Source organism: Algoriphagus marinus (assembly GCF_001936475.1).
GTDB lineage: Bacteria > Bacteroidota > Bacteroidia > Cytophagales > Cyclobacteriaceae > Algoriphagus > Algoriphagus marinus.
Genome location: NZ_MSPQ01000004.1, coordinates 83631 through 105353 on the forward strand (window position 1 = coordinate 83631; position 21723 = coordinate 105353).

General features: G+C 42.1%; 22 protein-coding genes. 13 read left to right on the forward strand and 9 right to left on the reverse strand.

The features are described 5' to 3' along the window. From mraY to ftsZ, 8 genes are all read left to right on the forward strand, one after another. Nucleotides 1-1212: a phospho-N-acetylmuramoyl-pentapeptide-transferase gene (gene mraY, locus BVC88_RS08510; protein WP_075350253.1), complete on the forward strand. Its 1212-nt coding sequence runs from the start codon at nt 1-3 to the stop codon at nt 1210-1212. Between the two features lie 106 nt (nt 1213-1318). Next, a complete protein-coding gene (gene murD, locus BVC88_RS08515) occupies nt 1319-2665 on the forward strand; it encodes a UDP-N-acetylmuramoyl-L-alanine--D-glutamate ligase (protein WP_075350254.1) in 1347 nt (448 codons plus the stop codon). After that, nucleotides 2662-3828, forward strand: coding sequence for an FtsW/RodA/SpoVE family cell cycle protein (locus BVC88_RS08520; RefSeq protein ID WP_075350255.1), 1167 nt, complete (start codon nt 2662-2664; stop codon nt 3826-3828). The genes murD and BVC88_RS08520 overlap by 4 nt, the downstream gene beginning before the upstream one ends. A 29-nt stretch (nt 3829-3857) precedes the next feature. Beyond that, nucleotides 3858-4940, forward strand: coding sequence for an undecaprenyldiphospho-muramoylpentapeptide beta-N-acetylglucosaminyltransferase (gene murG / locus BVC88_RS08525; protein WP_075350256.1), 1083 nt, complete (start codon nt 3858-3860; stop codon nt 4938-4940). Next, complete coding sequence (gene murC / locus BVC88_RS08530) at nt 4937-6349, forward strand: UDP-N-acetylmuramate--L-alanine ligase (RefSeq protein WP_075350257.1); 1413 nt, start codon at nt 4937-4939, stop codon at nt 6347-6349. The genes murG and murC overlap by 4 nt, the downstream gene beginning before the upstream one ends. Then, nucleotides 6346-7104, forward strand: a complete 759-nt coding sequence (locus tag BVC88_RS08535; RefSeq protein WP_075350258.1) for a cell division protein FtsQ/DivIB — start codon at nt 6346-6348, stop codon at nt 7102-7104. The genes murC and BVC88_RS08535 overlap by 4 nt, the downstream gene beginning before the upstream one ends. A 10-nt stretch (nt 7105-7114) precedes the next feature. Then, complete coding sequence (gene ftsA, locus BVC88_RS08540) at nt 7115-8425, forward strand: cell division protein FtsA (RefSeq protein ID WP_075350305.1); 1311 nt, start codon at nt 7115-7117, stop codon at nt 8423-8425. A gap of 101 nt (nt 8426-8526) precedes the next feature. Then, on the forward strand, nt 8527-10161 hold the full coding sequence (ftsZ, locus tag BVC88_RS08545; RefSeq protein WP_245803619.1) for a cell division protein FtsZ: 1635 nt from the start codon (nt 8527-8529) through the stop codon (nt 10159-10161). A 3-nt stretch (nt 10162-10164) separates the two neighbouring features. Here ftsZ and BVC88_RS08550 read toward each other — a convergent pair whose 3' ends face one another. Beyond that, on the reverse strand, nt 10165-10689 hold the full coding sequence (locus BVC88_RS08550; RefSeq protein WP_075350260.1) for an NADPH-dependent FMN reductase: 525 nt from the start codon (nt 10687-10689) through the stop codon (nt 10165-10167). Nucleotides 10690-10782: 93 nt separating this feature from the next. On the opposite strand from BVC88_RS08550, the gene BVC88_RS08555 reads away from it, so the two are divergent. Further along, entirely contained in the window at nt 10783-11601 is an 819-nt protein-coding gene (locus tag BVC88_RS08555; protein WP_075350261.1) for a purine-nucleoside phosphorylase, read from the forward strand. Between the two features lie 150 nt (nt 11602-11751). On the opposite strand, the gene BVC88_RS08560 is transcribed toward BVC88_RS08555, so the two are convergent. Continuing rightward, on the reverse strand, nt 11752-12504 hold the full coding sequence (locus BVC88_RS08560; protein WP_075350262.1) for a class I SAM-dependent methyltransferase: 753 nt from the start codon (nt 12502-12504) through the stop codon (nt 11752-11754). Between the two features lie 436 nt (nt 12505-12940). On the opposite strand from BVC88_RS08560, the gene BVC88_RS08565 reads away from it, so the two are divergent. Next, nucleotides 12941-15418 carry a TonB-dependent receptor gene (locus BVC88_RS08565; protein WP_075350263.1) on the forward strand — a complete coding sequence of 826 codons (2478 nt, stop codon included), beginning with the start codon at nt 12941-12943 and terminating at the stop codon, nt 15416-15418. Next, the gene (locus tag BVC88_RS08570; RefSeq protein ID WP_175574396.1) at nt 15411-16640 is read left to right on the forward strand and encodes a DUF4249 domain-containing protein; all 1230 of its coding nucleotides are present in this window, start codon (nt 15411-15413) and stop codon (nt 16638-16640) included. Before BVC88_RS08565 ends, BVC88_RS08570 begins: the two co-directional genes overlap by 8 nt. 164 nt (nt 16641-16804) lie before the next feature. Here BVC88_RS08570 and BVC88_RS08575 read toward each other — a convergent pair whose 3' ends face one another. The 7 genes from BVC88_RS08575 to BVC88_RS08605 are packed head-to-tail and all read right to left on the reverse strand — an operon-like array spanning nt 16805 to nt 19769. Next, on the reverse strand, nt 16805-17446 hold the full coding sequence (locus BVC88_RS08575; protein ID WP_139316548.1) for a hypothetical protein: 642 nt from the start codon (nt 17444-17446) through the stop codon (nt 16805-16807). 21 nt (nt 17447-17467) lie between these two features. Next, nucleotides 17468-17674 (reverse strand): hypothetical protein, encoded by a 207-nt coding sequence (locus tag BVC88_RS08580; protein ID WP_139316549.1) that lies wholly within the window; start codon nt 17672-17674, stop codon nt 17468-17470. A gap of 17 nt (nt 17675-17691) precedes the next feature. Next, nucleotides 17692-18000 carry a type II toxin-antitoxin system RelE/ParE family toxin gene (locus tag BVC88_RS08585; RefSeq protein WP_075350267.1) on the reverse strand — a complete coding sequence of 103 codons (309 nt, stop codon included), beginning with the start codon at nt 17998-18000 and terminating at the stop codon, nt 17692-17694. After that, nucleotides 17988-18221, reverse strand: coding sequence for a hypothetical protein (locus BVC88_RS08590; RefSeq protein ID WP_075350268.1), 234 nt, complete (start codon nt 18219-18221; stop codon nt 17988-17990). Before BVC88_RS08590 ends, BVC88_RS08585 begins: the two co-directional genes overlap by 13 nt. Before the next feature lie 54 nt (nt 18222-18275). Continuing rightward, complete coding sequence (xerD, locus tag BVC88_RS08595; protein WP_075350269.1) at nt 18276-19181, reverse strand: site-specific tyrosine recombinase XerD; 906 nt, start codon at nt 19179-19181, stop codon at nt 18276-18278. Beyond that, the gene (gene vapC, locus BVC88_RS08600; RefSeq protein ID WP_075350270.1) at nt 19175-19573 is read right to left on the reverse strand and encodes a type II toxin-antitoxin system VapC family toxin; all 399 of its coding nucleotides are present in this window, start codon (nt 19571-19573) and stop codon (nt 19175-19177) included. The genes xerD and vapC overlap by 7 nt, the downstream gene beginning before the upstream one ends. A gap of 4 nt (nt 19574-19577) precedes the next feature. After that, nucleotides 19578-19769 carry a type II toxin-antitoxin system VapB family antitoxin gene (locus BVC88_RS08605; protein ID WP_075350271.1) on the reverse strand — a complete coding sequence of 64 codons (192 nt, stop codon included), beginning with the start codon at nt 19767-19769 and terminating at the stop codon, nt 19578-19580. A 240-nt stretch (nt 19770-20009) separates the two neighbouring features. Between BVC88_RS08605 and aroQ the strand changes: the two genes are divergently transcribed. Next, entirely contained in the window at nt 20010-20423 is a 414-nt protein-coding gene (aroQ, locus tag BVC88_RS08610) for a type II 3-dehydroquinate dehydratase (protein ID WP_075350272.1), read from the forward strand. A gap of 11 nt (nt 20424-20434) precedes the next feature. Beyond that, nucleotides 20435-21490, forward strand: a complete 1056-nt coding sequence (locus BVC88_RS08615; protein WP_075350273.1) for an aminotransferase class V-fold PLP-dependent enzyme — start codon at nt 20435-20437, stop codon at nt 21488-21490. Nucleotides 21491-21723: the final 233 nt, after the last annotated feature.

Below are 21723 nucleotides of genomic sequence, written 5' to 3' on the forward strand. Positions count from 1 at the left end.
ATGCTTTATCCAATTTTTGATTATTTAGACCAAGTGCTTGACATCCCGGGAACGGGTGTATTTCGGTATATTTCTTTTCGAGCCGGAATGGCAGCAGTTTTTTCATTGCTGATAACAATCACTTTTGGCCACCACATCATTAACTGGATTCGCAATAAGCAAATAGGTGAAACTGTCCGGGATTTAGGATTGGAAGGTCAAGCGCAGAAGAAGGGCACTCCTACAATGGGCGGAATAATGATCATAGCCGCTATTTTGATCCCAACGCTACTTTTTGCCAATCTTAATAATATTTATATCATTCTTTTGCTAATCACTACTGTTTGGTTGGGCGGAATAGGCTTCGTAGATGATTACATCAAAGTATTCAAAAAAGACAAGGAAGGACTTAAGGGAAGATTCAAAATCGTGGGTCAGATTGGCATCGGAATCATTGTGGGGACTACCTTGTATTTCCACGAGGATGTGGTTATCAGGGAATTCACAAATCCGGTATCCATTGATGAAGGCGTTGTGGAGACTCCTGCTTTTCAAGATGTGAAAGTGGCAAAAACCACAATTCCTTTTACTAAAAACAATGAGCTGAATTACGAAACGCTTCTTGGATTTATGGGAGAAGCGATGACACCACTGCTTTATGTTTTTGTGGTGACATTCATTATTACAGCTGTTTCCAATGGAGCGAATATTACCGATGGAATCGATGGACTTGCCGCCGGGACATCTGCTATTATTGGCCTCACTATTGCGATTTTCGCCTATATCTCTGGTAATGCCATTTTCTCCCAATACCTGAATGTCATGTATATCCCCAACTCAGGGGAGCTTGTGATTTTTGCTTCAGCGTTTATTGGGGCTTGCGTAGGATTCCTTTGGTACAACGCCTATCCTGCTCAGGTTTTTATGGGCGATACCGGAAGCTTGATGCTGGGTGGAGTGATAGCCGTTTTGGCATTGACACTTCGCAAAGAGCTTTTGCTTCCATTGATGTGTGGCATTTTCCTTTTGGAAACTACGAGTGTCATGATTCAGGTGAGCTATTTCAAATACACTAAGAGAAAATACGGAGAGGGCAGAAGAGTATTCTTGATGTCTCCGATTCATCACCATTATCAAAAGAAAAATATTCCCGAGGCGAAAATCGTCACACGGTTTTGGATTGTCGGCATTTTGCTCGCAGTCATTACACTAGCCACTTTGAAACTTAGATAATTAATGAAATCGAGCATGACCCAGAACTTCGCAGAGACTGAGAATAATTATGCGAGATTCCTCCCGATAGCTATCGGGATGACCATTAAAAAACAATTATAAACACATGAAACTAATAGCCATCCTTGGAGCCGGAGAAAGCGGAATGGGAGCAGCAATGCTTGCCAAGGTGAAGGGCTATGCCGTTTTTCTATCTGAGTTTGGAAAAATCTCCGAAGCCAATAAAGCAACCCTAAATGCTGCGGGAATTGAATTTGAGGAGGGTAAACATACTGAAGAGATTATACTAAATGCCGACTTAATCATCAAGAGTCCAGGGATTTCTCCGAAAATATCAATTGTAAAAAAAGCCTTTGAAGAAGGAATAGCCGTGATCGATGAGTTGGAATTTGCGCAGCGATTCAGTGCGGGGAGAGTAATTGCGATTACAGGAACTAACGGGAAAACCACAACGACACTGCTTACTTATCACCTTTTGAAATCAGCAGGTCTGGATGTGGGGCTAGCTGGTAATGTAGGAAAAAGCTGGGCAGCCCAATTAGTGGAGGTAGATCACGAATGGTGGGTTATTGAATGTAGCAGCTTTCAGATTGATGGGTTTTTCAGCTTTAAACCTTCAATTGCTATCCTGACCAATATTACCCCTGATCACTTGGATCGCTATGAGTACAAACTGGAGAACTATGTGAATTCGAAGCTTCGGCTTTTCAAGAATATGGCTTCAAATAACTGCATGATCTTAAATGCAGATGATCCTTTGACTCAAAAAGGAATTGAAGGCTTCAAGATCTTGGCTAATACCTATTGGTTTTCGCTGAAAGATGCGGGAAAAGTAAGTGGATGCTTGTCCGGTGATCAACTGATCATTCAAATGGGAGAAAAATGTGCTACCATTCCGGTGGGTGTTATTCCTATCCCGGGAGACCATAATGTTATGAATACGCTTTGTGCGATCATGGCAGCAACTCTTGCCGGAGTATCTGAATCTGATTTGATTTCTGGGTTGAAAACTTTTGAGAATGCTCCACATCGAATGGAGAAAGTCCTGGAACTCGATGGAGTCTCTTTTGTCAATGACAGCAAAGGGACGAATGTAGAAGCAACTGCTTTTGCACTGGGAAGCTTTCAAAATCCAATCATCTGGATTGCCGGTGGAGTGGACAAGGGGAATGATTATTCGCTTCTTGAGTCATACACTCCTGCTATCAAAACCTTGATTTGTCTAGGTAAAGATAATTCAAAGTTAAAGTCTGCCTTTGCCGGTTTGATCCCTGATATCAGAGAAACACAGGACATCAATGAAGCTGTCAGCTTAGGCAATTCACTTGCTGTGCCTGGAGATGTGGTTTTACTGTCTCCTGCATGTGCCAGTTTCGACTTATTTAAAAATTACGAGGACCGTGGAAATCAATTTCGTTCTGCTGTCATGAACCTTAAACGAGCCATCGCATGAACCAAATCAAATCATGGATAGATGCCCATTTTAAAGGTGACCCGATCATTTGGGGTATCGTGATCTTACTTTCCTTGTTCAGTATTTTGGTAGTGTATTCAGCTACAGGCTCCCTAGCCTATAAGAATGCTGGAGGAAATACAGAACTCTATCTTTTCAAGCACTCTTTGCTGATCTTCATATCACTTGGAGTAATGTGGATGGCTCATCGGCTTCCATATCGAAAATATGCGCGCTATGCTCGGGTGGGAGTGATTATTTCCATCCCGCTCTTAGTCTTTACCTACCTTTTTGGATCAAATATCAATGAGGCAAATCGTTGGTTGACCATTCCGGTAATCAATCAGGCTTTTCAGCCTTCCGATTTGGCCAAATTAGCCTTGATAGCAGCAATCGCAGCAATGCTTGCGCGAAGACAGAATAATATCAAGGATTTCAAAAGCACCTTCGTGCCAATTATTTGTGCGATTGGATTGATCTGTGGGCTGATTGCTATGGCTAATTTTTCCACTGCGATTCTATTGCTCCTGACATGTCTGATCATCATGTTTATCGGTCGGGTACCTGTCAAATATCTCGCAATGGTTTTATTGGTTGGGGTATTGGGCTTGACGATTGCAGGTTTTACCGGACAGCGGGGAGCTACTTTGATATCAAGAGTCGAGGCTTTTTTCAATGAAAAAGAGATTCCTTTTCAGGCAGAGCAATCATTTATAGCCATCGCAACAGGAGGCGTTTCGGGCAAAGGACCAGGAAACAGTGAGCAACGAAATTCCCTGCCGCATCCCTACTCGGATTTTATCTATGCAATCATCATTGAAGAGTATGGTTTGATTGGAGGTTTTGGAGTTCTTTTCCTTTACCTCGCCCTTCTTTATCGCGGAATGCGAATAGTAGCAAATTCAAACAAGGCCTTTGGAGGTCTGCTCTCTGCAGGACTCAGCTTTGCTCTAGTTATTCAAGCATTAGTCAATATGGGTGTGGCAGTGGGATTAGGTCCGATTACCGGATTGCCTTTGCCACTCTTGAGTATGGGAGGATCTTCTCTGGTTTTTACAGGAATTTCTCTTGGAATAATTCTCTCAGTGAGCCGCGGGGATCACTCGGAAGAAATGCAGGAAAGCCCTGCCTTTGCCAAAAAATCAAGACTTAAAACAGCCTAATTATCACAAAGCAACCAACATATCGCATTTTGATCAGTGGTGGAGGTACCGGAGGGCATATCTATCCGGCGATCGCTATTGCTAATGCATGGGTTGAAAAACACCCGGATAGCGACATGCTTTTTGTGGGTGCTTTAGGTAAGATGGAAATGCAAAAGGTACCTGAGGCTGGCTATGAGATCAAAGGCTTACCAGTAGCAGGTCTGCAGCGAAGCCTGACGCTTAATAATTTGAAATTCCCATTGAAACTGTTAAAAAGCCTAAGACAAGCTTCCAAGATTGTAAGTGATTTTAAGCCTGATGCAGTGGTGGGTGTTGGAGGTTATGCCAGTGGGCCCGTGCTGTATGCTGCGCAAAGAAAAGGTATTCCAACTTTGGTACAGGAGCAAAACTCTTATGCAGGACTTACCAATAAGATTTTAGCTAAAAAAGCCAATAAGATCTGTGTGGCCTATCCTGATATGGATCGCTTTTTTCCAGGAGAAAAAATCGCCTATACCGGAAATCCTGTTCGGAAAGACATTCTCAATCTGGATGGGAAACGAGAGAAAGGAATTTCTCACTTTAAACTGAAAGACGATAAAAAAACGATTCTAATTCTTGGTGGATCCTTAGGGGCAAGAACCTTGAACCAGGCGATGCTCGAGGATATGGAGAAACTGGATAAAGGAGGCTATCAGGTGATTTGGCAGTGTGGCAAATTCTATTTCAAAGAAATGCTGGCTGCGACGGAAAAAGCTGATTTGGAAAATATCCAACTGAGGGAATTTATCAGGGAGATGGACTTGGCTTATGCCGCGGCAGATGTGATCGTGTCAAGGGCAGGGGCATTATCGGTTTCCGAACTTTCACTAGTGGGTAAACCGGTGATTTTTATTCCTTCCCCCAATGTGGCAGAGGACCATCAAACCAAAAACGCCATGGCTTATGTGAATCATGATGCTGCTTGGCTATTGAAGGATTCCGAGGCAGTTGGCGAATTGAAAAATAAGATAGATGAAATCCTATCTGATCCTCTGGTAGGAGCAGAATTAGGACTGAATATTAAGAGTCTTGCGAAGCCAAATGCGGCTGTAGCAATTGTACAAGAAATAGAAAAACTAATCGGATGAGTTTCGAAACCATACATAGCGTTCATTTCCTTGGAATCGGCGGGATCGGCATGAGTGCTTTGGCCCGATGGTTCCGACATGAAGGCTTTGCAGTGTCTGGTTATGATCGGACTCCTTCTCCTTTGACTGATGAATTGATCAAAGAGGGAATGACTCTGACTTTTGAGGATTCCATAGCAACTATTCCTCAGGCTATTTTGAATGATCCGGCGACTTCTCTGATCATCTGGACTCCAGCTATGCCGAAGGATAGTGCGCAACTTAATTTCTTCCTTGAAAAGGGATTTCAATTAAAGAAGCGATCTGAAGTTTTGGGTATGGTCACAAGTGCATTTTATACCATTGCCGTGGCTGGCACACATGGTAAGACTACTACATCATCCTTGATTGCGCATTTGTTGAAAGATGCTGGAAAACCAGTGGCTGCTTTTCTGGGAGGTATCACTCAAAACTATCAGAGTAATTTGATTTTGGGAGAGAAAACCTCAAAAGAGAAAACCTTGGTCGTAGTAGAGGCAGATGAATTTGACCGTTCTTTTTTACGACTTCATCCTAATGAAGCAGTAGTGACTAGCGCTGATCCGGATCACTTGGATATCTATGGTGATGAGAGTACGATTATCGAGGGCTTCTTGGATTTCATTCATTTGATAGATAAGAAAGGAAAACTCTATATACAGCAAAAGGCTGCTTTGAAGCTTGAAGAATCCAAAATGCCAGCTATTAAATCCCAGGAATATGGGTTAAGATCTTCTGGTATCAGAGCTGAGAATATTCAGGCGAAGTCAGGTTCTTTTGCTTTTGACTATTCAGATGGTAAGCGGACAATCAAAGGTTTAGAGCTTTTTATTCCCGGTTTTCACAATGTCGAAAATGCACTCGTAGCGATTGCGATCGGCTTGGATCATCAGCTTTCGGAAGAACAGATTAGAAAAGGGTTGAGCTCATTCAAAGGTGTAAAACGAAGATTTGAGATTCATGTGAATACCTCCAATCATGTTTACATCGATGATTACGCACATCATCCGGAAGAGATTCGGGCTTGTTTGAGCTCAGTTCGGGCGATGTTTCCAATGAAAAAACTGACTGTGATTTTCCAGCCACATCTTTTCAGCCGAACTCGTGATTTTGCTGCAGGATTCTCAGAGAGTCTTTCTTTGGCGGATGAGGTGATCTTGTTGGAAATCTATCCTGCAAGAGAGCTGCCGATTCCCGGCGTGAATTCAGAAATGCTACTAGAGGGAATTCAAGCAAGGAAAAAGACCTTGGTGGCAAAGGCAGATTTGATAAAATATCTGGAAAATCTTAACACTGAAGTGGTAGTAACCCTTGGTGCAGGAGATATTGATCGATTGGTCCCTGGTATCACGGCCTTGATTAATGAAAGAACAAAAAGATTGGCACTATGAAAAAGGCAAATCTTAAGAAAACGATCGCTTTTGTAGTCCTCAGCTTGGTGCTGGTTGGCTTCATTGGCTTTGTCGAAAAACAAACTCTTTACAAGACTTATCAGGGAAATGAAATTTCCATTGAGGGCGTGAGCGGTGTCTATTTTGTAGAGGAAGCAGAAATATCAAGGATTTTGACTCAGGCCTTTCCGAAATTGAAAACTGGGATCAGACTTGAAGAAGTGCCGATGAAAGCGATTGAACAGCGTCTTGGCGGACATCCATTTGTCAAGTCAGTGGAGGTAATGCTAGGCCAGAAAGGAATTTTAAATATTCATATCCAGCAGCATCAGCCGATTGCTCGTATCGCGCAGCCCTACGGTGCAGATGGTTACATCACCACTGAGGGGAAAGTGATTCCTACTTCCCCTTCTTACACGAGTCGAGTGTTGATTTTGGAAGGGAAATATGCCGAGGAACTCATGGATAAAGGTGAAGTGATAGGTGAAATGCCAGAGTTGATGGACCTGATCACATTTATCAATGAAGATGAATTTTGGAATGCCCAGATCACTGAAGTGGTATTGAATTCAAGAAATGACATTCGACTCTACCAGCAAGTGGGAAAGCAAATCATCGAGTTCGGTGATGCCTTTGATATTGAAGATAAGTTTGACCGAATCTCGGTCTTCTACAAAGAAATTTTGCCCAAGAAAGGTTGGAATGCCTATGATCGGGTAAGTGTGAAATTTAAAGATCAAATCGTCTGTGAATAAAAGCTTGGATATGGAAAACAGAGAACTAATAGTAGGACTAGACATCGGAACCACAAAAATCTGTGTCATCGTAGGTCGTAAAAATGAATATGGCAAGCTCGAAGTACTTGGCATGGGGAAGGCAGTATCTGATGGAGTGGATCGTGGCGTAGTCACGAACATCGATAAGACCGTTCATGCGATTGAAAAAGCTGTAGAGGAGGCTTCTGAAATGGCTGACGTAGATATCGTCGATGTCATTGTAGGAATAGCCGGTCAGCATATTCAGAGTAAAATCCAAAGTGGTAGCATCATGCGCCAACCGTCGGATGACGAGATTACGATAGAAGATGTCAAAAGGCTTTCAGGAGAAATGGAAAATATTCTGGTACCTCCTGGAAATACCATTATTCACGTCATGCCACAGGATTATACCGTCGATTACGAAGGTGGAATCAAAGACCCTGTTGGGATGTCAGGTACTCGTCTGGAAGCGGATTTCCATATCATCACCGCACAGACTACCGCAATCAATAATATTAACCGATGCGTAAGAAGGGCAGATTTAGTTTCCAAGCAACTGATCCTGGAGCCTTTGGCAAGTTCACTTTCTGTTCTCAGTGATGAGGAGAAAGAAGCTGGCGTTTGCCTGGTTGATATCGGTGGTGGTACCACGGATATTGCAATATTCTACGAAAACATTATTCGCCATACGGCAGTGATTCCACTTGGCGGAAATATCATTACCAAAGACATTAAAGAAGGATGCATGGTGATGCAAAACCAAGCAGAACTTCTTAAAACCAAATTCGGAAAGGCGATCACAGAGGAAGCTAATCCAAATGAAATCGTATCAATCCCAGGTCTTAGAAATCGCGCTCCTAAGGAAATTTCCATTCGGAATCTAGCCTCAATTATCCAAGCTAGAATGGAAGAAATCATCGAAATCGTCCAGAACGAAATCATGCAAAGCGGTCATTACAAAAAACTTGCTGGAGGTATTGTCCTTACAGGAGGTGGCTCTCAGTTGCAGTTTATCAGTCAGCTTTTTGAGTATATGACAGGATTGGATACCCGCATTGGATATCCGAATGAGCATTTAGGCAAGTCAGTAATCGAGGAAGTAAAAAGCCCGATGTATGCCACTTCAGTGGGATTGGTACTTGCAGGCTTCAAAGATCTTGATGATCGAGATGAACTGTATAAAAAACGAATTGCAAATGGGCAAACTGCTCCAAAGCGAAAGGAACCACGCGAAGTATTTGCCAAAGATATTTTCACAAGTATCAAAGAAAAACTAAAAGGTATCATCAGTGATGATATCGGAGACGAACAATACTAGGGCTTATGATTGGGGAGGTCAATCGCCCTGCTGTTGACTTCCCTCTAATTCTTGAAGCCTAAAAAAAATAAACCTGAATTCATTTCACCAAACCAATAAATATGTCAGATAACATGAAAGATTACAGATTTGATCTTCCGAAAAACTCAAAGTCCATTATCAAAGTGATAGGCGTGGGCGGTGGCGGTTCCAATGCCGTAAACCATATGTTCAGCCTTGGAATCAAAGACGTCGAGTTTGTAGTGGTCAACACAGATGCACAAGCGCTTAAGTCAAGCCCGGTACCGCTTAGATTACAATTAGGAGCCAACCTGACCGAAGGTCTCGGAGCAGGTGCTAATCCTGAGCAGGGAAGAAATGCTGCCATAGAATCAGAGGATGAGATCCGCGAACTCTTGGCAGATAACACGAAAATGGTATTTATCACCGCTGGAATGGGTGGTGGTACTGGTACTGGAGCCGCTCCAGTAGTAGCCAGAATCGCAAAAGAACTCAATATCCTTACAGTAGGTATTGTGACTGCGCCTTTCATGTTTGAAGGCAAGAAAAAGATGAACGTAGCACAGCAAGGGATCGAGTCTCTTCGGGAAAATTGCGATACCGTCTTGGTTATTTTAAATGACAAGCTTCGTGAGATCTACGGAAACCTTGCGATTCGTACCGCATTTAGCAAGGCTGATGATATCCTTTCTACGGCAGCTAGATCTATTGCAGAGATCATTACAGTTCATCAAGATGTCAACGTCGATTTTGAAGATGTGAAGACGGTGATGAAGGATGCCGGAGCAGCAGTGATGGGTTCTTCAACAGAGGAAGGTGAAGGTCGAGCTATTCGTGCAGCCGGCGCAGCAATCTCCTCTCCATTGCTAAATAATGTGGATATTAAGGGTGCTGAGAAGATTCTCCTTTCGATTATGTCCGGTGAGGACGAAGAGCTATCGATGGATGAATTGAGCGAAATCACAGAATACATTCAGGAAAAAGCAGGCGATAATGCCGAAGTAATTTTTGGTCAGGGGATTGATCCGGAATTGGGCAAAGCAATCCGGGTGACTGTCATTGCAACTGGATTCGAAATGGATCGTTTGGCAGGAAGTTCTGCAAGACCGGTTAATACCACTACGAAGCAAGTGACTTCCGCATTTGCACCTGCAACTCCAAAATCAGTTGTAGTAGAAGAGCCAGCAGAAGAAAAAACTTTAATTAATCTTAACTCTGGAAAGAGTGAAAAGGTAAAGGAAGATGCAGTTGAAGAAGGATCCAGCTTTACGTTTTCTTTTCCGAAAGCTTTTGCTCCAAAGTCTACTCCAGCACCAGAGGCTCCGATAGAGAAGACTGAAAAAGTTGAAGCTAAAATGGAAGAAAAAAAGCAGCCAGAAGCTCCTGAGAAAATCGTCCATAGTTTAGTTTCGGATTCAGAAGAAACGAAAGAAGAAACTCCTATGAAAAAGGAGGAACCTGCTGCCCCTCTATTTGCAAATGACTACTATGAGCAAATGAAGCAAAAGGCGATTCAGCGTGCGCATGAGAGATTTGAAAAGTTGAAGGGCAACAGATCACTTAATCCAACTCCTGAGGAGCTTAAAGAGAAATTGGAAGTGCCTGCTTATCAGCGCAAGAATGTAGTGCTTAATGAGCCACAGCATAGCTCAGAACCATCAATCAGCAAGTACAACTTGAGTGATGAGAATGAGATCCTAGGCAATAACAGATTCCTGCATGATAATGTGGACTAAGTCCTAAAATTCAAGCAGCATGTCTGCTTGGGTATGCAGCAATTCCAAATACAACTTGTTGGTGAGCAGGTTATCTGACATGTTTTGCTCAATTTTGGCAAGCTTCGGCTTGAGAGCAAGAACATGCATACCCAAATAATGGAAGATGTCGGTAAGGTGGCTCAAAGCGATGCCACCCCCGCCTACTCCAGATGAAATCCCAATAATCGCCGCTTTTTTATTCCGAAAGGTATTCGGATAGGTCATCCCGTCGATAAAGGTTTTTAATATCCCAGGGAAAGAACCATTGTACTCGGGAACGATAAAAACATACTTTTTCCCCTCGACCATCTTATCATGAAAGGCGTTGTAAGCTTCATTTTTTCCGGAGTTCTCATACAGTGCAGTTTCAATAAAGTCTGAAGGGAGCTGCTCTAATTCTAATATTTCTGATTCCGTTCCTTTTTCTAAAAGTATACTTTGCATCTGCTGTGCAATCTGTTTGGATACGGAATTTTTTCTGTTGGTACCTACTACAATTTTGATCATTTCTGTTTTTTTATTGAAAGCTATACAAGTGAGGTAGGGTAAAAGTTCGAAGATTTATCAGATTTGATATCTTTATGTTTTTTAAATACTGCTATGAACTATCTAGACCAAATCTCCGAAGCCACTCAATTCATTCAAAAACAACTCTCTATCGAGCCTCAGGTTGGGATTATCCTGGGAACAGGCCTGGGAAGTCTCGCAGATCAGATTAATGTCTCGCTTGAGCTCAGTTATGCTGATATTCCACATTTCCCTCTTTCTACTGTGGAAAGCCATTCTGGGAAATTGCTTTTTGGGACACTTGAGGGAAAAAGCGTAATGGCAATGGTTGGAAGATTTCATTATTACGAAGGGTACACCATGCGAGAGGTGACCTTTCCAGTCCGGGTAATGAAACGATTGGGTGTAAAAACGCTCATGGTTTCCAATGCCTGCGGGGGACTTAATCCTGCACAGGAGGTCGGTGAGGTCATGATGATTACCGATCATATTGATCTTTTTCCTGATAATCCTCTTCGAGGCAAACACGAAGAGTCTTTTGGTCCTCGCTTTCCAGATATGAGTGATGCGTATTCCTCAGAATTGATCAGCCGGGCTTTGGGCTTTGCCAAACAAAATAAAATCCATCTCCATCGGGGAGTCTATGCCGGTGTGGCAGGTCCCAATCTTGAGACACCTGCCGAATACAAATACCTGAGATCGATTGGTGCAGATGCGGTGGGAATGAGTACCGTTCCTGAGGTGCTTGTAGCCCGACAGATGGGGATTGAAGTCTTTGGAATCTCTGCTATTACTGATTTGGGAGTGGAAGGTAAGATCAAGCGAATCACCCTAAAAGAGGTTATTGACGCTGCAAAAATTGCCGAGCCGATCATGTCAAGGATTATTCAGGAATTGCTGAGGGGGATGTAGGAGTCAAGGATTTATGATATGTGATAAAAGAGTGAATGAAATCCGAATTAAAAACGGATAAGCTCTTGAAGCCTAGATACGATTTCTGACTTTCACCTGGGGAAAAAACTTTGAAATCCAGCAAGTTGGTGATGACTGATAGCTAACAGCTTACTGACAAATCAAGATCTGCTTATCCGATTGTGCTTGAAATTCCTCCTCTTCAAAGCTTCCAAACTTATGACTAATTGTAAATCCATTCCACTTCAAATAGGCATCTAATTCTTGAGGGAAAAAGAGCCTCATATCCAGGTTTTGGATCGAATCAAACTGGCCATTGATGGAATAATGCCATTTGATGTGATTGATTTGGGTGCGCCGGTCATAGTGCATGGTCTCCTGAATCTCAATATGTCTTCCATCACTGGTTCTATAATCCGCAATTTTCCGCAGGCCTTTTTCAGTGTCGACCATAAACTGAAGATTAGGATTAAAGCAATCCAACAGGAATAAACCTCCTGCTTTCAGGTGCTTTTTGACCGCAGCGAATGCCTGAAACAAATCCTCATTGTGATACAGATGATGGATGGAGTTGAAAGGAATAAAGATCAGATCGTACTGCTCCGGTAAATCTAAGGTCCGGATATCCGCCTCGATAAACTCGATTTCCAATCCTGCCTCAGTAGCTTTTGTCTTGGCTTGAGCTAGCATGGAGGGCGTATAATCCACCCCAGTGATCGAATATCCAGCAGCTGCGATGGGAAGCGTAAGCCTTCCCGTGCCGCAGCAAAGCTCCAGGATTCGTGCATTTTTATTTTTGGGTAGCCAACGTAGGTAAAATTCTAAATCAGCCAGACTGGTATTCATCCCATCGTAAATACTGGCTTCATAAATCAGATCACCAACTTGGTAGGTATTATCCATGTTCTTCTTCAAAATCCAGGTGAGGGTAGGTTTAATTTCCTTTAAAGCTTCATCAAAAAATATTCTATAAGTTAATTAAATGCTGTAAGTCTGCTGAAATGGGGGATTAGAGATAGCTTATTTATTGCAATACCTTTTGTACATCTAATGCCCTATTCGGTAAAGTATCTGCACCTTTATTCAGCTTTATTTTTCTGCTCAAAAGCAGATCAACTAGCCGACTAGGCTTTAAAGTCTATCAAAATAAATAGCGTTTAGTTTCTTTGCAAGTGGTTAGCAAGAAAGGAACGAAAAACTTCGGATTTATTGAGGTTTTGATTCCTGAAATCCCAAATCAATCAGTCTTTGTGATGTTGTTGAGGGTTCTAATCTTTTTCTATTTGCTATTAAAATCATTATTCATTTCCGCACAAATCCGAAATAACAACCGTTTTCCATGCCAGATTTCCCCGTTTATCCTTCTCATTGGGGATTGGTTTATTTTTCCTTTAGTTTAGAAGTGATGAGAAGGTTTGTATTACTTACGTTTTTTGCTTTGATCGGACAGTTTGCCTTGGCGCAGACGGATTCGCTGACCTTCACTTTTGGAAAAAACAGCGGATCTAATCCCGCAACCTATATTTTGACGGGTAAGATATCAGAGGAATCTTCCAAAGTAGCCATTGAAGGGGTAGGGATTCATGTGGATGGAAACTATACCGGAATCAGTACCGATCGATTTGGAACTTACCTAGTCCAACTCAGTCCGGGAACGCACCGAATAGCCTTTAGGCATCTTTCTAAAATCCCTATTTTTACCCAAGTGACGATCTATGAAAATGCCGTTCTCAATCTCAGCATGGCGGATAAAAGCTATGAACTGGATGGAGTAGTAGTGATGTCAGACGAACCGGACCGCAATGTGCGAAACCCCATCACTGGTGTCACCAAACTGACCACTCGGGAACTCCAAGCCATTCCGGCTTTTCTCGGAGAGGCAGATATCTTCAAAGGCCTGCAACTCCTGCCCGGCGTGAGTTCAGTCGGTGAAGGCACTTCAGGAATCAATGTACGTGGTGCTAAAACAGATCAAAACTTACTCTTGATGAATGAGGCTTTGGTCCTCAGTTCCAATCATGCCTTGGGCTTCCTCAGTGCATTCAATACCGATGTGACAGAAACTTTTACACTGTACAAAGGAAATCTTCCTGCCAATTACGGGGGTCGTGCAGGCTCTGCGCTTGATATCAAGATGAAAGAAGGAGATAAGAAAAACTGGGGCGGTCAGGTAGGTTTGGGTACTTCCAATGGACGATTGCTTCTAGAAGGTCCCATCAAAAAAGATAAAGTTAGCCTCATTCTAGGAGGTAGAATCTCCAATACCAATTGGTTACTGAATCAAGCCAGGGACTTTGATATTCAAAATAGCAAGTTGAATTTTTATGATGGCTATGCAGGTTTGGCTTGGGAGATCGCTCCGGGTCATAACCTGAATGTGAATACGCTACTCACCAGTGATTACTTTAAGTTTTCGGATGAGTTTGGTTATGACTGGGCTAATCGGGTCAGCTCTGCTACTTATCGAGGAATTCTCGGTGAAAATCTCTCTATCTCCGCTTTAGTAGCGGATGGAAATTTTGACAATGCCTTCTTTGATCCGGAAGGTTTGGATGCGGCACAGGTGGATAATGGCATGCGTTATCAACAAGGTAAATTTTCCGCAACTTGGGCCAATGATCAATTAGCGGTGACGGGTGGATTGGAAGCTATTTATTACAAAGGGAAAAATGAAGTTCGGGCCCCTTATAACCCAGAATCTTCTATTCAACGGGAACAGATTGGAAAAGAAAAAGGACTTGAAGCCTCAGCCTTTGCCTCGTTGGAATGGGAACTTTCTGAAAAGACAGGAATCGTTGCTGGTTTTAGATATTCTACTTATAATCAATTGGGCCCGGATACGGTGTACCAATATCAGGAAAATGAGCCAATAAGTTTAGAGACACAGACGGGTTTTGCAGCGGTTGGCAGTGGGAGTGTCGCAAGTTATTCAGGTTTTGAGCCGCGATTTTCCTTGCGACATAATCTTAATCCTCAGTCTTCACTCAAGTTGAGCTATTCCCGACTGTTTCAATACATCCAGTCGGTTTCTAATACATTTGGACCAACGCCAATTGATCTCTGGCAGCTGAGCACTACTTACATCAAACCGCAGCGATCGGACAGCTTTTCCTTGGGGTATTTTAGAAACTCCAAAGACAATACCTGGGAGTTTTCAGTGGATGGCTTCTATCGAATGACTGCCAATCAGGTAGAATATCGGGATTTTGCTCAGATCTTCCTGAATCCTCATATTGAGACCGAACTGGTTTTTGGAGAGGGGAAAGCTTATGGAGGGGAATTTCTGATTAAGAAAAATCTTGGAGTACTGACAGGTTGGTTGGCGTACACCTATTCCCGTTCTTTTTTCCGAACACTGAGCCCTTTCCCAGTAGAGCAGATCAATGGTGGAGCTTGGTTCCCCTCTAATTACGACAAGCCGCATGAGGTGAATTTCATTCTGAGTAAGAAAATGTATCCCCGTGGACTCTTCAATTTCAGTGTGAATTATGCCACAGGCAGACCGATCAATGCGGTAAATTCCAGTTATGTTTTGGGTGGATTAATTGTGCCTGAATACAGCGGAAGAAATGAGTATCGAATCCCTGATTATTTCCGAGTGGACATTTCTTACACGGTAGAAAAGGTTTTTTCTAAAAAAGGGGATAGCCTGAATTTCAGTATTTACAATTTATTGGGTAGAAGAAATGCTTATTCCATTTTTTGGCAAAAAGACGGAGATTCTCAGCAATTGCGACCTTATCGATTGGCTATTTTGGGAGCGATATTCCCATCAATTACTTACAGTATTGAATTTGGAGGAGGTAAAGATGAGTAAGCAGAGGACAGTCCCGATAGCTATCGGGAGCAGTAGGCAGTTTGCAGTTTACAGTTTGCAGTTTGCAGAAGGCAGTGGGAGCAGTAGGCAGTTTGAAGATAGCAGTTTGCAGGTAGTGGCGAAAGTGTGTATTAGCAAAAGGCTAGGCAATCTCCTGATTTTGATAGTTATTTTGCTGGGTTCTTGCGTGGAGAAAATTGACTTCCCACTAAATCGAGGCGTCGAGAAATTGATTGTTTCAGGCCAGATCAATAATCTGAATGAACCCCAGTACGTCTACCTTTCTGAGACTACTTCGGCAGATCGGGAGCCTTTGCTATCCGGAAATTACTTTGTGCTAAATGATCTTCCTCGCCCGGTTTCTGGTGCATTGGTTATCCTTAAAAGTGATCGTGGTGAAAACTGGACTTATCGTATGACAGACCCAGGAAAATATGAGCTTGCGAATTTTGGAGGATTGGAATCTGGAGTGGCTTATTACATTGATATAGCTGTAGAAGGCAGGTCCTATCGCTCAGATCCGGAGGTGTATACGGAAGTGATTGGGACGGATAATTTAAGCTATAGCTTCGATCGGGGAATTTTTCAGAATCAACCCGAGACGGCTTTTATCTCAATACAAACAGAAGTCACCCTACCAGAGCAGGTGGGAGGTTATTATCTCAGATGGGATGTAGATGAGGCCTACTATTGGGATTTGACCTTTTTTCCCAATCCATTTAACCGAGGACCAGGAGATTGCTATGTTTTTGATTTTCCCGATCCGGAGCGAATTACCTTACTAAATGGAGACTTACTGAATCGACCAGGCGGAGTTTCTACCCAAATCGTAGCGGAGCGTATCGTAGATCAATCCTTTTTGAGTAGACATTATTTTAATATCCGACAAACGAGTATTTCGAAGGCTTCTTATGATTATTGGAGAAAAGTGCGGGAATTGGTCAACAATACCGGTTCTGTTTTTGATACGCCTCCAGCTCCGATCAAAGGAAATGTTAGAAATGTTGAGGTCGCTGATGAGGTTGTTTTGGGTTACTTTGAGGTGGCTAATGTGAATGTGACTCGAATCTATACTACTCGTGCCGATGTTCCTTTTTTCATTGAGGAAGTTTGTACCTATTCCCCTACACGTAGATTGGACGACTATCCTATAACATGTCTTCGTTGCAGTGAATTCAAAAACAGTACGACCGTAACTCCCCCTTGGTGGTTTGATCAGTGATTTGGAAGGGATTAAGAAATTAAGAGAATAGGGATTAGGAGATTAGGGATTTAGAGATTGGAGAATAGAGAATGGGAAGCACTTTAGTTTTAAAATTTGATTTAATAAAAGTGTATAACTCCTTTAATCATCTTGTAAATCCAGTAGCTCAAATCGTGGATCGTTTAGCATTCACAATCCTTGACCAAGTTTTTGATTCCTTTTCGGGTGCTGATACTGACGGCTCTGGAAAGAGATGCGAAATTCAAACTCATAATTTCCCCATCACCCACAGGAATGGGAATCCCGTCGATGGTGGTGTTTACGGCATAATCAGAAATAATTTCACCAGTGGCGGTTTCCATCAGGGCAATTCTCAGGGAATTGCTAATCTGAGTGTCATTTTCCCAATAGGTGGGAGAAGCGATATTTGATGGATCGGTATTTTCCCAAGTTCCAGTCCAGCGCAATTCCCCTAGACTGAGTCCCAGAAGATAAGGGATGCCCAATTCCAGGTCGATATTTGCTCGCTGAACAGGATCATTTACATCCTTTATTCCTGCCTTTAGCAATTCATAGTCCATCTGATCATACAGTGCTACCTTAGAAAATCCTTCTTCTCGAAAGATTTCCAGAATCATTTCTTCCAGTCGGTTTTGATCAGAAACAGAAAGCTGTCTGAAGCTTTCTTGCCAGTTCAATGGAAGTAGAAGTATTCCATCGGTTTTGCTTAAGCAGATATGGCATTTTATCCGAGGATATATTTTCGTAGAAGAGCAGGAGGCCAAAAAACCTACAAATGCGAGGATAAATAGTGTTTTTTTCAATTTGCTATTCGGAATTCAGATTTAGGATTTGGATTCTGAAATGGTCAGATTTCTTGACCAATTGCTAGCCAATCCAAAGACTGCTATCAGCTGAAAAAGTATGGTAATTCCAAGCATCCAATCCGAGTTTGGGTTGTCCATGATTTTGAAATAGCCCCCAATAATTCCTCCTGAGAAACTCAGAAAAAGCAGGCGGAGCATTAGTTTTTGTCTTTTGGTAAAAGTCATATGTTTTGTTTGGGTTCTTAAGTTGTTAATAATTCTAAGAGTTTCTCTGGGTCTTGCCTTGTATCCCAAAATCCAATGATAATTATTTTGGGAAGATTTAGTTGGTAAATAATTGCATAATGGCCAAGAAAAATCACTCTCGAATCAAGGAAGTCTGTCATTTTTCCGATCTCTGGATTTTCTTTTATCGTAGTGATTCGACTTCGGATTTGAAGATTTAATTTGTTAGAATAGGATTTGCTTTTGTTACGGCTGTTCCAATAATCAAAAATAGAATCTCTTTGCCGAACGGCTGTTTTTGTCCAAAAAATTTCTATTTCATCCATTTTTCATCTTTGGATTCAAGTTCTTTTTCGGAAATCAGATCTCCGTTCTTAATATCGTTTTGACTCATCTTTAACATTTCGATTTGATAGGAATTTAAATGAAGACTTTCCTCAGATTGACTCGAAGATAAAAGAGTTTCTATAGCTTGGAGGAGGTCTTTATTTTCAGAAATCTGAATTCTGTCGATCAGGCGAGACTTGATTTTACCGAGTGCATTCATAGCTTTTATTGTCAAACTGTAATTCTAAATATAACTCAAAATTCTATTCTCTGATCACTTCCTCGGGTGAAAATCCGTAAGTACCTGCCTCAAATAGTCCCGATCCAAGTGCATATAAATCTCTGTAGTCGTGATGCTTTCATGGCCAAGCATTTCCTGTACTGCTCGTAAATCGGCACCGCCTTCGATCAGATGCGTGGCAAAGGAATGCCGGAAAGTATGTGGGCTGATATTCTTATTTATTCCAGCTTGTTCAGCAGTTTTTTTGATGATCAGAAAAATCATCACTCGGGTGAGTTTCTTGCCTCGGCGATTGAGAAAGACAAATTCCTCATGCCCCTTGGCAATGGTTTGATGCACCCGAACTTCCTCCCGATAAATGTTTAGATACTTAAGCGCATCCTTCCCGATCGGAACCAAGCGTTCTTTGTTTCCTTTACCTACCACTCGAAGAAACCCTATTTCTTCAAAGATTTGCCCATTCTTGAGTTCGGTAAGTTCGGAAACCCGAAGCCCTGAACTGTAAAGCATTTCCAGCATAGCGCGATTGCGATGCCCTTCCGGCTCCCCAAGAGGAATGGCCTCTAGCAGTTGTTCAATTTCGATGAAACTTAGGGTGTCCGGAAGTTTCCTTCCGAGTTTCGGGGCTTCCAAAAGTTGGGAAGGGTCCTCCGAAATGTGATCCTCATACATCAAATATTTGTAGAAAGCTTTGACACCTGAAATGATCCGAGCCTGAGTGTAATCCGATATTTCAAGTTGGGCCAGCGCATTCACAAAGCGGCGCAAATGCTCCAATTCCAATTCCAAGGGGCTTTTATCCGGGAAATTTTGCTCAGAAAAGCTAGCTAACTTCTCCACATCCCGAGTATAAGCCTCGATCGAGTTTTCACTCAAGGAGCGCTCCAACTTGAGATAGTGTCGGAATTGTTTGATGTAATTTTGCCAGGTTTTCAAAATATGAAAATTTTCAATTTACCCTCGGAGGCTATCAGATCGAAATCTCTATCCTGATGCCATATTGGGATTTTATATTTAATTGCATACCACGCAATCAAGCAGTCATTGCTTTTGCGGATAGTCACACCTTTTTGTCTTAGACTTGAATAAATTTGAGCTGATCCCAAGGCAGCTTCGTAGGGATCTGCATTTAAGCGAGTCAAGCTTGATAATTTTTGGGATAGCATTTTAAAATCCTTCTCGGCTTTTGTTCCTTGTAGAATCTCCTGATATATAGTAGGAGAGATTACTACCAAATCTTCAATAATTAGTAGATTTAGTCTCTCGGAGATCGCTGAATAAGGATTATTGAAGAAAGTGATCCAAATGGAAGTATCAGGAAGAACAAACATGGTATTAACTCTCCCGCATTTCGTCAAGATTTCCTTCCCACTTGATTTTACCCCTCAGACCGCTCAATTCACGTAGTTTGATTTTTCGAAGGAACTCTCGCAATGCTTTATCTACTACCTCTTTTTTTGTTTTAAGATCAGTCTTATTCAGGATTTCGTCCATCAATTCCTCATCAATTTCGATATTTGTTCTCATTGCATTTCTATTTATACACCAAATTACTGAAAAATATACACAAAGGTTTTCCTTTTATGAGAATGTTTATCAACCTTAAAACCTTTTAACCTAACTACTTTAAACAACCAAATACTTTTAACTTTAAGCTTCGAACTTAAGAAAGAACATTTTGAAATCGAGCATGACTCAGATTGAGATAGAGAAAGATGAATGTAATGCGAGATTCCATATGACCTTTGAAAAACAAATTATAAACAGATGAAAATCCAGATCATCAACGGCCCCAATCTCAATTTACTCGGTAAGCGCGAACCGGAAGTGTATGGTAGCACTTCTTTTGAAGACTATTTAAAAGAATTGAAGAGCCAATTTCCTGAAGTAGAGATCCATTATTATCAAAGTAATGTGGAAGGCGAGCTGATCAATAAGATTCATGAAGTGGGTTTTTCCTATGATGCGATTCTATTGAATGCCGGAGGCTATACGCATACTTCGGTGGCTATTTCTGATGCCATCGCCGGAGTGACTACACCGACTCTGGAGATCCATATTTCGAATATTTACAAGCGGGAAGAGTTTCGCCATAAAAGCATAATTTCCAAATCCTGCGTAGGGATGATCTCAGGTCTTGGCTTGAAAGGCTACGCACTCGGAATCAACTATTTCCTTTAATTCTCAAACCTATGTTGACTTTTGCTCCCGGGCCATCCAAAGTTTACGATGCCCTTTCCACCTATTTGCAAGATGCTTTTAATGAGGGAATCCTCAGTGCAAACCACCGCAGCGGGCCTTTTATGAAGTTGTATCAGGAGACTGAATCCCTGATGCGGCAGAAGCTGCATATGCCGGAGGATTACTCTCTTTTATTTACCTCCTCTGCCACGGAAAATTGGGAGATCATCTCTCAATCCATTGTGGAATCAGCCAGTTTTCATATTTACTCCGGTTCATTCGGGAAGAAATGGATTGGCTTTGCGCAGCATATTATCCCAGGCAGTGGCGGGATAAAAATCGATGCAAATGAGGAGATCGATGTGGAAAATCTGGAAATTTCGGAAGAATTTGACCTGATCGCCCTGACTCAAAATGAGACCGCAAATGCCTCTCAGGTGCCAATGAGCGTCATTGAGGCGATTAAAGAAAAATTTCCGGAGAAGATGATTGCCGTGGATACCACTTCTTCCATGGCAGGAATTGAGTTTGACTTTAGCCTCGCTGATATTTGGTACGCCTCGGTGCAGAAATGCTTCGGACTTCCTGCTGGATTGGGAATCTTGATTCTATCTCCAAAAGCCATTGAAAAAACAGAGCGAAAAGGTGAAAATGGTCGATACAATAGCCTGAATTTCATGATCGAAAATGCAAGAGGCTATCAAACACACTACACGCCAAATGTGCTTGGCATCTATCTGCTCAATCGTGTGTTGAAAGATATGCCCGAAATTCAGCACATTGATGCTAATCTTCGAGTGCGAATGCACAAGCTTGAAAATTGCATTGCAAAGACAAAATCCCTTCGAATGCTAGTGACCAACGATGCCACGCGAAGCACGACAGTGATGGGTGTAACTGGACCTGAAGAGGTGATCACGAAAGTGAAAAGCGAGGCAAAAGCTGCTGGAATGGAACTAGGAAGTGGCTATGGACCTCTAAAGCCAACCTCCTTCCGAATCGCTAATTTTCCTGCGATCACGAATGAGGAAATGGATCGCTTGATTGAGTTTTTGAGTAAGTATTAAGCATATTCAAACTTTGAGGTCTTGGAGACCTCGAAGTTTTTTAAAAAACCAAATTCTCAATCCCTACTTTTCGCTGGGGCTGAAGGTATGATGTCTTATTTATACCTGTCCGCCTTAGCGGGAATTGGGACAACCCGTATCACTCAGGGTAAAAGATAAACCCGAAATAGTCTCATTCATGAATGAATTTTGCCTTCAATTAAAAGTTTCAGATCTGTTGAATTGTAACTATG